This window comes from Hydrogenophaga electricum, assembly GCF_030160815.1.
In the GTDB taxonomy this organism is placed as follows: domain Bacteria; phylum Pseudomonadota; class Gammaproteobacteria; order Burkholderiales; family Burkholderiaceae_C; genus Hydrogenophaga; species Hydrogenophaga electricum.
In genome coordinates, this window is record NZ_BSPB01000019.1 from 15,145 (window position 1) to 30,600 (window position 15,456).

A 15,456-nucleotide genomic window follows, 5' to 3' on the forward strand; every position below is an offset into this window, starting at 1 on the left:
CTCATGCGTGTCTCCTCAGCGCCCCAGATAGACTTCGATCACACGCTCGTCGGCCTGCACCTCGTCGAGCGTGCCTTCGGCCAGCACCGAGCCGTCGCACAGCACCGTGACCTTTTCGCTGATGGTGCGGATGAAGCTCATGTCGTGTTCGACCACCATCAGCGAGTGTTTGCCCTTGAGGCTGAGAAACAGCTGCGCCGTGCGCTCGGTTTCTTCGTCGGTCATGCCCGCCACCGGCTCGTCGAGCAGCAGCAGCTTCGGGTTCTGCATCAGCAGCATGCCGATCTCCAGCCACTGCTTCTGCCCGTGGCTAAGCGTTCCAGCCAGGCGCGCCGCGCTGTCGGCCAGGTGGATGGTCTGCAGCACCTCGCCCAGGCGGTCCTTCTGCTCGCCGTTGAGCTGAAACGTCAGCGAATGCGCGACGCGCTTGTCGGTCGCCAGCGCCAGCTCCAGGTTCTCGAACACCGTGAGCTGCTCGAACACCGTGGGTTTCTGGAACTTGCGCCCGATGCCCATGGCCGCGATGTCGGCTTCGCGGTGGCGCAGCAGGTCGATGGTGCTGCCGAAGAACACCGTGCCGCTGTCGGGCCGGGTCTTGCCGGTGATGATGTCCATCATGGTGGTCTTTCCCGCGCCGTTGGGGCCGATGATGCAACGCAGCTCGCCGGGGGCGATGTCCAGGTTCAGGCCGTTGATGGCCTTGAAGCCGTCGAAGGCCACGTGCACATCCTCCAGATAGAGAATGCGGCCGTGGGTCACGTCGACCTCGCCGGCGGTCACCGGGCGGCCGTAACCGGCGGTGCGCCCGCCGGATTCGGTGGCACCGGCCACCTGGGCCGTGTGCAGCGACTGCAGGCGCTGGGCGCCCGCTTCCATCAGATCGGGCGTCATGCCGACTCTCCTTGCCCGGCCGCAGCCGGTGGGCGCCGAAGCTTGCGGACCAGCCCCACGATGCCCTGCGGCATGAACAGCGTGACGGCGATGAACAGCGCCCCCAGGAAGTAGAGCCAGAACTCGGGGAAGGTCACGGTGAGCCAGCTCTTGGCGCCGTTGACCAGGAAGGCGCCCACGATGGGACCGACCAGCGTGGCACGCCCGCCCACCGCCGCCCAGACCGCGATCTCGATGCTGCCCGCCGTGCTCATTTCACCGGGGTTGATGATGCCCACCTGCGGCACGTACAGCGCGCCGGCGATGCCGCACATGACGGCCGAGATGGTCCAGATGGTGAGCTTGTAGGGCAGCGGGTTGTAGCCGCAGAACATGACCCGGTTCTCGGCGTCGCGCACCGCCTGCAGCACGCGCCCGAACTTGGAGTTGACCAGCCAGCGGGCCCACAGGAAGAAGCCCAGCAGCGTCAGGCCCGTGAGCACGAACAGCGTCATGCGCATGCCCTGCGTGGCGATGGGCAGACCCAGGATTCGCTTGAAGTCGGTAAAGCCGTTGTTGCCGCCCATGCCGGTTTCGTTGCGGAAGAACAGCAGCAGCGCGGCGAAGGTCAGCGCCTGCGTGATGATGGAGAAGTACACGCCCTTGATGCGCGAGCGGAAGGCGAAGTAGCCGAACACGAAGGCCACCAGCCCCGGCACCAGCACGATCAGCAGCAGCGTGGCGATGAAGCTGTCGCTCAGCGCCCAGTGCCACGGCAATTCCTTCCAGTCGAGGAACACCATGAAGTCGGGCAGCTCGCTCTTGTAGTTGCCGTCGGTGCCGATCTGGCGCATGAGGTACATGCCCATCACGTAACCGCCCAGCGCGAAGAACAGGCCGTGGCCCAGGCTGAGGATGCCGGTGTAGCCCCAGATCAGGTCCATGGCCAGCGCACAGATGGCGTAGCACATGATCTTGCCCAGCAGGCCGACCATGTAGTCCGACAGGTGCAACGGGCTGTCGGCCGGCACCAGCAGGTTGAGCATGGGCGCCACGGCGCAGACCACCAGCAGGGCGACGATGAAGGCGCTCCAGCCTTTGCGGGTGAGCAACGGGCCAGGCGCGGGGAGAGAAACAGAAACAGCGGTCATGAACAGTGCCCCTCGCGAGCGAAGTGAATGGTCCAGAGCGCCGCGGAACCGGCTCCGCCGGGCCGCAGGCGCTGCCCCTTGAGGGGCGGAGCGGCCACACGCAGTGGGCAAGCGATGGGGGTGGTCATACTTCCCGGCCCTTGAAAGCGAAGATGCCCTGCGGCCGCTTCTGGATGAAGACGATGATGAACACCAGCACGGCAATCTTGGCCAGCACGGCGCCAGCCCAGCCTTCGAGGAATTTGTTGACCAGGCCCAGCCCCAGCGCGGCATACACCGTGCCCGCGATCTGCCCGACACCGCCCAGCACCACGACCATGAACGAGTCGACGATGTAGCCTTGGCCCAGGTCGGGGCCGACGTTGCCGACCTGGCTGAGCGCGCAGCCCGCCAGCCCGGCGATGCCCGAGCCCAGCGCGAAGGCATAGGTGTCGATGCGGGCGGTGTTCACGCCCATGCACGACGCGATGGGCCGGTTCTGCGTGACACCCCGCACGAACAACCCCAGCCGCGTGCGGCCGATGAGCAGCACCACGCCCAGCAACACGCCGGCCGCGAAGACGATGATCAGGATGCGGTTCCAGGGCAGCGTGACCAGGCCGTTCATGAAGGTGAGGCTGCCACTCATCCACGACGGGTTTTCCACGCCCACGTTCTGCGCGCCGAACAGGCTGCGCACCGACTGCATCAGCACCAGACTGATGCCCCAGGTCGCCAGCAGCGTCTCCAGCGGCCGGCCGTAGAGAAAGCGGATCACCGTGCGCTCCATCACCGCGCCCACCAGGGCCGAAGTGATGAAGGCCACCGGCACCGCGGCCAGCAGGTACCAGTCGAACCACCCGGGCAGTGCGCTGCGAAAGAACGATTGCACCAGCCAGGTGGCGTAGGCGCCGATCATGATCAGCTCGCCATGGGCCATGTTGATCACACCCATGAGCCCGTAGGTGATGGCCAGGCCCAGCGCCGCCAGCAGCAGGATGGAGCCCAGGCTGATGCCGGTGAAGGCCTGCGAGACACCGCTGGCCAGAGCACGGGCGCTGTCCAGCGCCGCGATGGCGTCGGACAGGGCCTTCTTCACATCGGGGTTGCTTTCGGCGTCAAGGCGCTCGGCCAGCATCGGCCGCAGGCTGGGTGGGGCCTTGTCGGCCAGCACACGCGCCGCGCTCAGGCGCACCGCGTCGTCGTCGCTGGCCAGTTGCAGGATGGACCGCGCCTGCTCCAGGCTGGCCCGCGCTGCAGCCGCCAGCGTGGGCTGGGCCAACGCCTTTTCCAGCAGCGGCAGGCCCGAATCGTCGGCGTCTTCCACCGCACCCCGCAGCACCACCTGGGCCGCAGCCACCTGGCGGGCGGCATCGTCTTCGAACAAATCGTGCCCGGCCTTGGCCGTCGCCAAGGCACCGCGCATGCGGTTGTTGAGCAGGGCGTCTTCGGCCTCTTCCCTGACCGGAGCGGGCTCGCCCGTCACTGCGTCGATGGCCGAACCGTCGGCCTGCACGATGAGCACCTGCTCGCCCTGGAACTTGACCGCGTCGTCGGCCAGGGCGTTGATGAGCGCCAGCGCCCGGGGATCGTCCTCGGCCGCCAGCCGATTGAGCGCATCGATGCGCTCGTCGCTGGCACCCGAAGCCAGCACCAGCGCGTCTTCCGGCGTCAGCGCGTGCGCGGCGGTCGCACCGAGCACGCCACTCACGGCCACAGCCCCGGCAACCACAAAAGAACGCAACAGCCCGCGCATGGTCATAAATGTCTTTTCAATGTGGGACCCAACCATCACCCCGAACCTCTCCCACCGGGAGAGGGAGCAAAAAACGCCGCAAACCGCGTGCCTTCACCCAGCAGGCACCGCGGAACCGGCTTTGCCGGGCCGCAGGTGCCGTCCCCCCTCGAAGCGCCGAAGGCGCGCCACAGAGGGGGGAAGCCGCGAAAGCGGCGCAGGGGGGAGCCCTTATTTCGTCGGCTCGTCCTTTTTGCCCTTGTTTTCAGGAATGAACGGGCTCCACGGCTGGGCCTTGACGGGGCCCTTGGTCTTCCACACCACGTTGAACTGGCCGTCGGCCTTGATCTCGCCGATGAACACCGGCTTGTGCAGGTGGTGGTTCTTCGGGTCCATGGTGGAAGTGAAGCCCCCTGGTGCCGGGAAGGTCTGGCCGGCCATGGCGGCGATCACCTTGTCGGTATCGGTCGACTTGGCCTTCTCGACCGCCTGCTTCCACATGTGGATGCCGATGTAGGTGGCTTCCATCGGGTCGTTGGTCAGCGGCTTGTCCATGTGGCCCGGAATCTTCTTGGCCTTGGCGTAGTCGCTCCAGGCCTTCACGAACGCGGTGTTGGCCGGGCTCTTGATGCTCATGAAGTAGTTCCAGGCGGCCAGGTGGCCCACCAGCGGCTTGGTGTCCACGCCACGCAGCTCTTCTTCACCCACGGAGAAAGCCACCACCGGCACATCCGTCGCCTTCAGGCCCTGGTTGCCCAGTTCCTTGTAGAAGGGCACGTTGGAGTCGCCGTTGATGGTCGAGACCACGGCCGTCTTCTTTCCGGCCGAAGCGAAGGTCTTGATCTTGCCGATGATGGTCTGGTAGTCGGCATGGCCGAAGGGCGTGTACTCCTCCATGATGTCCTCGTCCTTGATGCCCTTGCTGTGCAGGAAGGCGCGCAGGATCTTGTTGGTGGTGCGCGGGTACACGTAGTCGGTGCCCAGCAGCACGAAGCGCTTGGCCGAGCCGCCGTCCTTGCTCATCAGGTATTCCACGGCGGGAATGGCCTGCTGGTTGGGCGCGGCACCGGTGTAGAACACGTTCTTGGACAGCTCTTCGCCTTCGTACTGCACGGGGTAGAACAGCAGGGCGTTCTTTTCTTCGTAGACCGGCAGCACCGACTTGCGCGACACCGAGGTCCAGCAACCGAAGGTCACGGCCACCTTGTCCTGATCGATCAGCTGCTTGGCCTTTTCGGCGAACAGCGGCCAGTTGGAGGCCGGGTCGACCACCACGGGTTCGAGCTTCTTGCCCAGCACGCCGCCCTTGGCGTTGATCTCGTCGATGGCCATCAGGGCCACGTCCTTGAGCACGGTTTCGGAAATGGCCATCGTGCCCGACAGCGAGTGCAGGATGCCGACCTTGATGGTGTCGGCGGCGTGGGCCGAGAGGCCGAAGGCGCCCAGCGCGGCGGCAGCCGACAGGGCTTTGAGGGTAAATCGACGTTGCATCATGGCGCTTCTCCAGGGTTCGGGAACATCCGTTGGGGGGTCTGACTTTCGCCACCGCCCGGCCTGCACGGCTGTTCGATGGGGTCAGACGGATGCTAGGGAGGCCCCTGGAAAGCGTCTGTACGCCGGGTGGCGTATGGGCGGCGGAACGGGCACGGAATCGGCCCGCCGGCGCCTCGGCGTACGCCATGTGGCGTATGCCGGGACCGGCGCACGCCGGATCAGCCGCCGTGTTGCGGCCGCAGCAGCGGCACGCGGTTGATCGCCATCGCGGCGGCGGCGGTGCGCGTTTCCACCCCCAGTTTGGCGTGGATGCGCTCCAGGTGCTTCTTCACCGTCGCCGGGCTGGCGCCGAGGATGTCGCCGATGTCGCGGTTGATCTTGCCCTTGACGACCCAGTACAGCACCTCGGCCTCGCGCGCGGTGAGGCCGAAGGCCTGGGCCAGGGCTTCGAGCACGCTGGCGTCCGACGTTTCCTGCATGACGATGAGCCAGTCACCGGGCTCGCCGACCCCGAGTTCGTCGGCCTCTTCGTCGCCCACGCGCTGGTGCAGCCGAAAGGTCAGGCGCCGTGGGCCCTGGTCGAGCGTGAGTCGCGGCGGTTCGGGGCGCTGGGCCGCATCGGCCGCCTGCAGCTCGGGCAGCAGGCGCGCCAGCCACTGCAGCACCACGTCGGGCGTGGCCGGGGCCTCGGTGCCGCAGTAGCGCAGCAGCAGGTCGCGCGCCAGCGGGGTCTGCCACATCAGGCGGCCGTCGCGTGCGCGCACGGTGATGGTGGCGTAGCCGAAGGCGTCGAGCGCGTTGCGCGCCTGGCTGCGTTCGACCGCGCCCTGGCGCAGGTGGCGCGCCTGCGCCAGGTGCACGCCCATGCGCGCGATCACTTCGCGCGGCTTGATGGGTTTGGTCACGTAGTCCACACCGCCGGCGCCGAGCGCGGCCACCAGATGTTCGGTCTCGGTGAGCCCGGTCATGAAGATGATGGGAATGGGCGCGGTGCGCGGGTCGGCCTTGAGCCGGCGCGCGACCTCGAAGCCGTCGATACCGGGCATGACGGCGTCGAGCAGGATGACGTCGGGCCGCGCCTGCTGCGCACGCCGCACGGCGGCTTCGCCGTCGAGCGCGACCAGCACCGCAAAACCCGCGTCATCGAGCGCGTCGTGCAGCGGCGCGACGTTGTCGGGCACGTCGTCGACGATGAGCACCACCAGGCGGGATTCCGGCACCAGCACCACAGGCGGTGCCAGCGGATCGGCCGGGGACATGTCGGGGGAAGGAGGGTCGCTCGCGGCCATGGGGTCAGCTCGGTTCGGTCGGCAGGCGCGATGGTACGCCCGCCTGCAGCAGGCGCTGCTCGATGGCTTCGAAGCGGAATTCGCGCGCCATGGTGCGGATGCCCTGCGCGAAATCGGCTTGCTCGGGGTGCTGGCGCACCCAGTCGTCCAGCCATTGCACGATGCCTTTGTAGTAGCCCAGGCGCACCAGATCGAGCAGCGGCAGCAGGGCCTGGGCGTCGCCTGCGGCCCAGGCCGGCGCTTCGGACGCCAGCGGCGCGCGGGCGGGAACGGGTGTGGGCGCAGGCGCCTCGGCCTGCACCGGGTGCTGCCATTCCAGCCGCAACTGCTGGCCCAGCCAGAGCAGCAGGTCGTCGCGCCGCACGGGTTTGACGAAAAAGTCAGTGGGTGCCGCCTCTTCGGTTTCGGCCTGCAGACCTTTGTCGAAGGCGTTGGCCGACACGATGGCGGTGGGCACCGCACCCCAGCCACCGGCGCGCAGACGGCGCAGCGTTTCCCAGCCGTCGATGCCGGGCATGGCCAGGTCCATGAAGATCGCGTCGGGCGCCTGGGCACCGCCGGGCTGCACGCCCTCCAGCAGGGCCAGTGCGTCGTGGCCGTTGGTGGCCAGCATCACCTCGAACCCGAGCGGGCGCAACCAGTTGGCCAGCAGTTCGCGGTCGCTTTCTTCGTTGTCGACCACCAGCACCCGGCGGCGCGCGCCGGCATACCCGGTGACCGGCAGCGTGGGGCGCACGCGCCGCGCCGCCACGCCCTGCAGCGCCGGCAGGAACAGTCGCACGGTGAACACGGTGCCCGCGCCGGGTTGGCTGCGCACCGTCATCTCGCCGCCCATGAGGTCGGTGAGCATCTTGGCGATGGTCAGGCCCAGCCCGGTCCCGCCCTCGGGCCCGGCCGCGGCCACCGCGCCCTGCCCGCGCGCGAAGGGCTCGAAGATGCGTTCCATGTCGGCCGCGCTCATGCCCGGGCCGGTGTCGTGCACCTCGAAATGCGCCATCTCGCGCGCATGGCGCACGCGCAGGCGCACCTCGCCCAGGCCGGTGAACTTCACCGCGTTGCCCAGCAGGTTGATGAGGATCTGGCGCAGGCGCTTTTCGTCGGCCCGCACCGCCAGCGGCAGGTCGGCCGGCGCGTCGAACACGAAGCGCAAGCCCTTGGCGGCAGCCTGCAGCTCGAACATGCTGGCCACCTCGCGAACCACGTCGGCAAAGGCCATGGGGCGCACGTCCAGCGCCAGCCGGCCCGACTCGATGCGGGCGATGTCGAGCGTGCCGTCGATGAGCGAGAGCAGGTGCTCGCCCCCGCGGTGAATGACGCGGATGGCCTGTGCCTGGTGCTGCGGCAGATCGGTGTCTTCCTGCAGCAACTGGGCGTAGCCAAGGATGCTGTTGAGCGGCGTGCGCAACTCGTGGCTGATGGTGCTGATGTAGCGGCTCTTGGCCTGGTTGGCCTGCTCGGCGGCGCGGCGCGCCTGCTGCAGGGCCTCGTCGGTGCGGCGGTGCGACTCGATCTCCTGCATCAGCAATCGGGTCTGGCGGTTCGACTCTTCCTGCGCCACCTCGCGGCTCTTGTGCGCCAGCACCAGCCACCAGGCCACGATGCCCGCGATCAGCAGCAGCACCGCGTACACATGCAGAAAGCCGGCGCGCAGCGCGGCGTCGACCAGGCCGGCCACCGCCTGGGTCTCCAGCGCCTGCGTCTGCTGGCGGTACAGCAGGGCCAGCACGGCCGCCAGCAGCGGCGCCATCACCAGCATGATCAGCAGGTAGTGCGCCAGCCCGGCGCGCAGGTACGGCCACACGCGCTGCGGCAGCAGCATGCGCAGCGCCCCCTGCCACTGCACCGAGAGGCGCGCGTGGGGTTTGCACAGGTCGCCGCAGCGCGCGTCGAGCGAACAGCACAGCGAGCAGATGGCGCCCTGGTAGGCCGGGCAGTGCGCCATGTCGGGGCCTTCGTAGTCCCGTTCACAAATCACGCACTTCAGCACGCCCAGCCGCCGATAGCCGCCCTCCTCGATGGAGGTCGGAGCGTGGGGGCCCTCTCCTCTGGCGATGTAGTAGCGCCCCTTCGTCGCCCACGCGATCAGCGGCGCCGTCACCAGCGCGGTCACCATCGCGATCACCGCCGAAAACGCCTGCGCCATCGCCCCCATCAACCCCAGGTAGGCCGCCACCGACAGCAGCGAGGCCAGCACCATCGCCCCGACGCCCACGGGGTTGATGTCGTAGAGGTAGGCGCGCTTGAACTCGATGCCCTTGGGGCTCCAGCCCAGCGGCTTGTTGATGACCAGGTCGGCCACCACGGCCATGATCCAGGCGATGGCGAGGTTGCTGTAGAGCCCGAGCACCTCGCCCAGCGCCTGGAACACGTTCATCTCCATCAGCATGAAGGCGATCAGCGTGTTGAACACCACCCAGACCACCCGGCCCGGGTGGCTGTGCGTCAGGCGCGAAAAGAAGTTGCTCCAGGCCAGCGAGCCGGCGTAGGCGTTGGTGACGTTGATCTTGAGCTGCGAGACCACCACGAACAGCGCCGTGGCCGCCACCGCCCAGCCGTAGGGCAGCACGTATTCGTAGGCCGCCAGGTACATCTGGTTCGGGTCCACCGCGTGTTCGGGCGAGACCATGTGCGACAGCGCCAGCCAGGCCAGCAGCGCGCCTCCCAGCATCTTGAGCACGCCCAGGATCACCCAGCCCGGCCCGCCGGCCAGCACCCCGGCCCACCAGCGCCAGTGCTGGCCCGGCCGGGGGGCCGGCATGAAACGCAGGTAGTCGGCCTGTTCGCCCATCTGCGTGATGAGCGCGATACCGACGGTGAGCGCTGCACCAAAAAGGTTCCAACGGAAATCTTCACCCACCCCGAATTCACCACCGTAGTGCACGATGCCGGCAAAAGCCCCCGGGTCCATGATCAGCACGGCCGCGAACGGCACGGTCATCATCACCAGCCACAGCGGCTGCGTCCACACCTGGAAGCGGCTGATGGCCGACACCCCGTGCGTGACCAGCGGAATCACCACCACGGCGCAGATCAGGTAACCCCAGGCGGGCGGAATGTCCAGCGCCAGCTCCAGCGCGTAGGCCATGACCGCCGCCTCCAGCGCGAAGAAGATGAAAGTGAAGGTGGCGTAGATCAGCGAGGTGATCGTCGAGCCGATGTACCCGAAGCCCGCGCCACGCGTGAGCAGATCCATGTCGACCCCGTAGCGCGCGGCGTACACACTGATGGGCAGGCCGGCCAGGAAGATGATGAGCCCCGTGGCCAGAATGGCCCAGAAGGCGTTGATGAAGCCGTACTGCACCAGCAGCGTGGCGCCCACCGCTTCGAGGATGAGGAACGAGGCCACGCCGAAAGCCGTGTTCGCCACGCGCCATTCGCTCCACTTGCGGAAACGCTGCGGCGTGTAGCGCAGCGCGTAGTCCTCCATGGTTTCGCTGGCCACCCAACTGTTGTAGTCGCGGCGCACCTTGATGATGCGCTGCGGCGCGTCCACCGGCGCGGGCAAGGGCGTATGGGCGTTTTCAGCAGAGGTGTTCACCTCGAAAATGCTGCAGATTTTGTGCCACGCACCAACAAGGTGCCTTGCAGGCACAGTATTTGCTGAATCGACAGCCTTTGGTCACCCGACGCCCTTTTCCCCGCCGACCGCCATGGAACTGACCCCTCGCGAAAAAGACAAGCTGCTGATCTTCACCGCCGCCCTGCTGGCCGAGCGGCGCCAGGCCCGCGGCCTCAAGCTCAACTACCCCGAAGCCATCGCGCTGATCACCGCCGCCGTGATGGAAGGCGCCCGCGACGGCAAGACCGTGGCCCAGCTCATGAGCGAGGGCCGCACCGTGCTGACGCGCGACGACGTGATGGAGGGCGTGCCCGAGATGATCCCGGACATCCAGGTCGAAGCCACCTTCCCCGACGGCACCAAGCTCGTCACTGTCCACACGCCGATCAGTTGACCCCCCCGCGCCGGGCTTCGCCCGTCACCCCCCAAGGGGGCGATGCGAGTGGCCCGGCAAAGCCGGTTCCACCGCATCCTTGACCCGGACACTTCGTGCCACCGCCTTCTCTGCCGAGGACCTTCATGAAACACACAACACTCGTCAAAACCCTCCTATCCACCGCGCTCGGTACCACCGCCCTCGCCGCCCAGGCCCACACCGGCCACGGCACCAGCAGCCTCCTGGAAGGCCTGGTCCACCCCTTCGGTCCCGACCACCTGCTGGCCATGGTCGCCGTGGGCATCTGGTCCGTCTCGGCCCTGCCCGCGAACAAGGCCTGGCAGGGCCCGGCCACCTTCCTGCTGGCCCTGGTGGCCAGCGCCGTGCTGGGCATGATGGGCCTGACCGTGCCCTACCTGGAACACGCCATCTCGCTGAGCGTGGTGATGTTCGGCGCCATGCTGATCCTGGCGGCCAGGCCCCTGCCGCCCGCCCTGGGTCTGGGCCTGATCGCTGCGGCCGCGTCGCTGCACGGCCTGGCCCACGGTGCCGAAACGCCCGAGACCGGCTTTGCCGGCTACGCGCTCGGCTTCCTGCTGACCACGGCCGTGCTGCACATCGGCGGCGTTGGCATCGGCCTGGCGATCAAGCGCTGGCTGGGCCGGCGCAGTGGTCTGGCGCTGGGCAGCCTGGGCGCCGCGCTCAGCGCCGCTGGCGTCTACCTGTTCAGCCAGTTGGCCGCCTGAGGACATCCCCATGATTCCCGGCGAACTCCTTGTTGACGACGGCGACCATGCCCTCAACCCCGGCCGTGCCGGGCTGACATTGGTGGTGAAGAACACCGCAGACCGCCCGGTGCAGGTCGGCTCGCACTACCACTTTGCCGAGACCAATGCTGCGCTGGCCTTTGACCGCAGCGCCGCGCAGGGCAAGCGGCTGAACATCGCCAGCGGCACCGCGGTGCGCTTCGAGCCCGGGCAACAGCGCACCGTCGAACTGGTGGACTTCGCGGGCGACCGCATCGTGTACGGCTTCCGTGGCCTGACGCAAGGCAAGCTCTGATTTCCAAGGAAAGCCCTGACATGGCCAGCATTCCCAAACGCGCTTACGCCGACATGTTCGGCCCCACCGTCGGCGACCGCGTGCGCCTGGCCGACACCGGCCTGCTGATCGAGGTCGAGAAGGACTACACCCTGGCCGCCGGCGGCTACGGTGAGGAAGTGAAATTCGGCGGCGGCAAGACCATCCGCGACGGCATGGCGCAAAGCCAGCGCACGCGCGCCGAAGGCGCTGTCGACACCGTGCTCACCAACGCGCTCATCGTCGACCACTGGGGCATCGTCAAGGCCGACATCGGTCTCAAGGACGGCCGCATCGTCGCCATCGGCAAGGCCGGCAACCCCGATACCCAACCGGGGGTCGACATCGTCATCGGCCCGGGGACCGAAATCATCAGTTGCGAAGGCAACATCGTCACCGCCGGCGGCATCGACAGCCACATCCACTTCATCTGCCCGCAGCAGGTGGACGAAGCCCTGGCCTCGGGCGTGACCACCATGCTCGGCGGCGGCACCGGCCCGGCCACCGGCACCTTTGCCACCACCTGTACGCCCGGCCCCTGGCACATTGAGCGCATGCTGCAGGCGGCCGACGGCCTGCCGATGAACCTGGGCTTTCTGGGCAAGGGCAACGCCAGCCAGCCCGCACCGCTGCGCGAGCAGATCGATGCCGGCGTGATCGGTCTGAAGCTGCACGAAGACTGGGGCACCACGCCCAGCGCCATCAGCAACTGCCTGGACGTGGCCGAAGAAACCGACACCCAGGTCGCGATCCACTCCGACACGCTCAACGAATCGGGCTTCGTCGAAGACACCATCGCGGCCACCAAAGGCCGCACGCTGTGCGCCTTCCACACCGAAGGGGCTGGCGGCGGCCACGCGCCCGACATCATCCGCGTGGTCGGCGAGGCCAACTTCCTGCCTTCGTCCACCAACCCGACCATGCCCTACACCGTCAACACGCTCGACGAACACGTCGACATGCTGATGGTCTGCCACCACCTGGACGCCGGCATTCCCGAAGACCTGGCCTTTGCCGAGAGCCGCATCCGCCGCGAAACCATCGCCGCCGAAGACATCCTGCACGACCTGGGTGCCATCAGCATCATGAGCAGCGACAGCCAGGCCATGGGCCGCGTCGGCGAGGTGGTGATCCGCACCTGGCAAACGGCCGACAAGATGAAGAACCAGCGTGGCGCGTTGCCCGAAGACAGCAGCCGCAACGACAACTTCCGCGTCAAGCGCTACATCGCCAAGTACACGATCAACCCGGCCATCGCGCACGGCATGTCGCACATCGTCGGCTCGCTCGAAGTCGGCAAGTGGGCCGACCTGGTGATCTGGAAGCCCGCGTTTTTCGGCGTCAAGCCGGCGCTGGTGCTCAAGGGCGGCAGCATCGCGCTGGCCGCCATGGGCGACCCGAACGCCTCCATCCCCACGCCGCAGCCGGTGCACTACCGCCCGCAGTTCGGTGCCTTCGGCGGCGCATTGGCCAAGGGCAGCCTCACCTTCGTGTCGCCTGCCGCGCAGGCGACCGGCGTGGCGCAACGCTACGGCCTGGCCAAGACCACGGTGGCGGTGCAGAACTGCCGCAGCGTCACCAAGGCCAGCATGGTGCACAACAGCTACCTGCCCAAGATGGAGATCGACGCCCAGCGCTACACCGTGCGCGCCGACGGCGTGCTGCTGACCTGCGAGCCCGCCAGCAAACTTCCCATGGCCCAGCGATACTTCCTGTTTTGATAGCAAAACAGGGACATCCATGCAACAAGTCTCCAAGCTCATCCCTCAGGCCCAAGGCCTCGCGGCCGTGCTCGTGCGCCGCGCAGCCACGGTCACGCTGGACTGGGATGTGCGCCAGAAAAGCCGCTTCGACGCCGAATCGTCCGAGGGGCGCCGTGTCGGCGTGTTCCTGCCGCGCGGCACCGTGGTGCGCGGCGGCGACGTGCTGGTCACGCAGGACGGATCGCTGCTGCGGGTGGTCGCGGCGCCGCAACCGGTGCTGCGCATCACCGCCTGCACCGACCACCACCACGGACACGATCACGACCCGGCGTTCGACCTCATGCGTGCGGCCTACCACCTGGGCAACCGCCATGTGCCCATCGAACTGCGGCCCGATCATCTGAAGATCGAGCCCGACCATGTGCTGGCCGACATGCTGCGCGCCATGCACCTGAACGTGGTCGAGGTGCGCGAGCCGTTCGAACCCGAAGGCGGCGCCTATGCCGCCGGGCATGGCGGCCACGCAGGCCACAGCCATGGGCATGACCACGGGCACGCGCACGACCACCACCATGGGCATGAGCACAGCCACGGACAGGGTCACGGCCCTGGGCATTCCCACGATCATGACCACGGCTGAGTCCACCAGCGCCATCGCTCCCGTTCCCCCGCCCGCAGGGCTGCTGCACACCCTCTGGCTGGCCTCGCCGGCGCTGCCGGTGGGCGGGTTCTCGTATTCCGAGGGCCTCGAAGCGGCCATCGACGCGGGCCTGGTGACCGACGAGCACAGCGCGGCCCAATGGCTGGTCGACCAGCTCCACCTGGGCCAGGCCCGCAGCGACCTGCCCGTCTTTGCCCAGGCTTTCGCCGCCTGGCAGGCGCACGATCTGGAGCGCATTCGCGCGCTCAACGACTGGGTGCTGACCACGCGCGAAACGCAGGAGCTACGCCTGCAGACCGAACAGATGGGCCGGTCGCTGCTGGAATGGGCCCGCTCGCTGGGCGCGCTGGGCCAGGGCATCACGGACAGCCTGCTGCAGGCCCGTCTGGCGCCGCCCACCTACCCGGTGGCCATGGCCTGCGCCGCCGCAGCCACGGGCGCCCCCCTGCCCCAGAGCCTCACCGGCTTCGCCTTCGGCTGGGCAGAGAACATGGTCCAGGCGGCCATCAAGTCGGTCCCGCTCGGCCAGGGGGCCGGCCAACGCATGCTGGCCCGTCTGGTGGGCGAGATCCCGGCTGCCGTCGAGCACGCCATCGCCCTGCCCGACGAACAACGCCAGGCCTTCACCCCCATGCTGGCCATCCTCTCGGCCCGCCACGAAACCCAATACTCCCGACTGTTCCGGTCCTGACCTGCCATGAACGCGCTGCACCACATCCCGAACCGCACCAAGAACCTGCCCCCCCTGCGCGTGGGCATTGGCGGCCCCGTCGGCTCCGGCAAGACCACCCTGCTCGAAATGCTGTGCAAGACCATGCGCGAGCGCTACGACCTGGTCGCCATCACCAACGACATCTACACCAAGGAAGACCAGCGCCTGCTCACCGTGAGCGGCGCGCTGCCCGCCGAACGCATCATGGGCGTGGAAACCGGCGGCTGCCCGCACACCGCCATCCGCGAGGACTGCTCGATCAATCTCGAAGCCATCGACCGCATGCTGGGCGACTTCCCCGATGCCGACATCGTCTTCGTCGAAAGCGGGGGCGACAACCTCGCCGCCACCTTCAGCCCGGAGTTGAGCGACCTCACCATCTACGTGATCGACGTGGCGGCCGGCGAAAAGATTCCGCGCAAAGGCGGCCCCGGCATCACCAAGAGCGATCTGTTCGTCATCAACAAGACCGACCTGGCCCCGCACGTCGGCGCCAATCTGGACGTGATGAAACAGGACACGGCGCGCATGCGCCCGGACACCGAGCGCCGCCCCTGGGTGATGACCAACCTCAAGACCCTGGCCGGCGTCGACGAGGTGGTGCGCTTCATCGAAAAGCGCGGCATGCTCACCGCCGCCCCGCAGAACGCGTCAAGCTAGAATCCCCGATCGACAGATGCGCTCAGGAAGGGTGGCAGAGTGGTCGATTGCACCGGTCTTGAAAACCGGCGACGGGCAACCGTCCGTGGGTTCGAATCCCACCCCTTCCGCCAGAACAGCAGGAAACCAGCGGCCTCCAGGCCGCTTTTTCGTTTCTGCCCGCCGTCCCTCCCGCCCCAAAATATCG

Annotated in this window: 13 protein-coding genes and 1 tRNA gene; 8 read left to right on the plus strand and 6 right to left on the minus strand. The window is 67.8% G+C overall.

Annotated features, from left to right (window positions below):
- Positions 1–15 precede the first annotated feature (15 nt).
- From urtD to QQK43_RS12570, 6 genes are all read right to left on the minus strand, one after another.
- Positions 16–891, minus strand: coding sequence for an urea ABC transporter ATP-binding protein UrtD (gene urtD, locus QQK43_RS12545; protein WP_284308056.1), 876 nt, complete (start codon positions 889–891; stop codon positions 16–18).
- Positions 888–2,021, minus strand: coding sequence for an urea ABC transporter permease subunit UrtC (gene urtC, locus QQK43_RS12550; protein ID WP_284308057.1), 1,134 nt, complete (start codon positions 2,019–2,021; stop codon positions 888–890). Before urtC ends, urtD begins: the two co-directional genes overlap by 4 nt.
- A 124-nt stretch (positions 2,022–2,145) precedes the next feature.
- The gene (gene urtB, locus QQK43_RS12555; protein WP_234266872.1) at positions 2,146–3,756 is read right to left on the minus strand and encodes an urea ABC transporter permease subunit UrtB; all 1,611 of its coding nucleotides are present in this window, start codon (positions 3,754–3,756) and stop codon (positions 2,146–2,148) included.
- A gap of 210 nt (positions 3,757–3,966) precedes the next feature.
- A complete protein-coding gene (gene urtA / locus QQK43_RS12560; protein ID WP_234266873.1) occupies positions 3,967–5,226 on the minus strand; it encodes an urea ABC transporter substrate-binding protein in 1,260 nt (419 codons plus the stop codon).
- A 221-nt stretch (positions 5,227–5,447) separates the two neighbouring features.
- Complete coding sequence (locus QQK43_RS12565) at positions 5,448–6,488, minus strand: response regulator (RefSeq protein WP_284308092.1); 1,041 nt, start codon at positions 6,486–6,488, stop codon at positions 5,448–5,450.
- Positions 6,489–6,522: 34 nt separating this feature from the next.
- Complete coding sequence (locus QQK43_RS12570) at positions 6,523–10,056, minus strand: hybrid sensor histidine kinase/response regulator (RefSeq protein ID WP_440589175.1); 3,534 nt, start codon at positions 10,054–10,056, stop codon at positions 6,523–6,525.
- A gap of 112 nt (positions 10,057–10,168) precedes the next feature.
- Here QQK43_RS12570 and QQK43_RS12575 point away from each other — a divergent pair, with 112 nt between their 5' ends.
- The 8 genes from QQK43_RS12575 (at position 10,169) to QQK43_RS12610 (ending at position 15,382) form a co-directional block, all read left to right on the plus strand.
- The gene (locus QQK43_RS12575) at positions 10,169–10,471 is read left to right on the plus strand and encodes an urease subunit gamma (protein WP_234266812.1); all 303 of its coding nucleotides are present in this window, start codon (positions 10,169–10,171) and stop codon (positions 10,469–10,471) included.
- A gap of 125 nt (positions 10,472–10,596) precedes the next feature.
- Positions 10,597–11,199 carry a HupE/UreJ family protein gene (locus tag QQK43_RS12580; RefSeq protein ID WP_284308058.1) on the plus strand — a complete coding sequence of 201 codons (603 nt, stop codon included), beginning with the start codon at positions 10,597–10,599 and terminating at the stop codon, positions 11,197–11,199.
- Between the two features lie 10 nt (positions 11,200–11,209).
- Positions 11,210–11,515, plus strand: coding sequence for an urease subunit beta (locus QQK43_RS12585; protein WP_284308059.1), 306 nt, complete (start codon positions 11,210–11,212; stop codon positions 11,513–11,515).
- 20 nt (positions 11,516–11,535) lie between these two features.
- Entirely contained in the window at positions 11,536–13,254 is a 1,719-nt protein-coding gene (gene ureC, locus QQK43_RS12590) for an urease subunit alpha (RefSeq protein ID WP_284308060.1), read from the plus strand.
- A 19-nt stretch (positions 13,255–13,273) separates the two neighbouring features.
- Positions 13,274–13,876, plus strand: a complete 603-nt coding sequence (ureE, locus tag QQK43_RS12595; RefSeq protein ID WP_234266816.1) for an urease accessory protein UreE — start codon at positions 13,274–13,276, stop codon at positions 13,874–13,876.
- On the plus strand, positions 13,863–14,588 hold the full coding sequence (locus QQK43_RS12600; RefSeq protein ID WP_284308094.1) for an urease accessory protein UreF: 726 nt from the start codon (positions 13,863–13,865) through the stop codon (positions 14,586–14,588). Before ureE ends, QQK43_RS12600 begins: the two co-directional genes overlap by 14 nt.
- Before the next feature lie 6 nt (positions 14,589–14,594).
- A complete protein-coding gene (gene ureG / locus QQK43_RS12605; RefSeq protein ID WP_284308061.1) occupies positions 14,595–15,269 on the plus strand; it encodes an urease accessory protein UreG in 675 nt (224 codons plus the stop codon).
- A 25-nt stretch (positions 15,270–15,294) separates the two neighbouring features.
- Positions 15,295–15,382 (plus strand) — tRNA-Ser (locus tag QQK43_RS12610).
- The last annotated feature ends 74 nt before the right edge of the window (positions 15,383–15,456 follow it).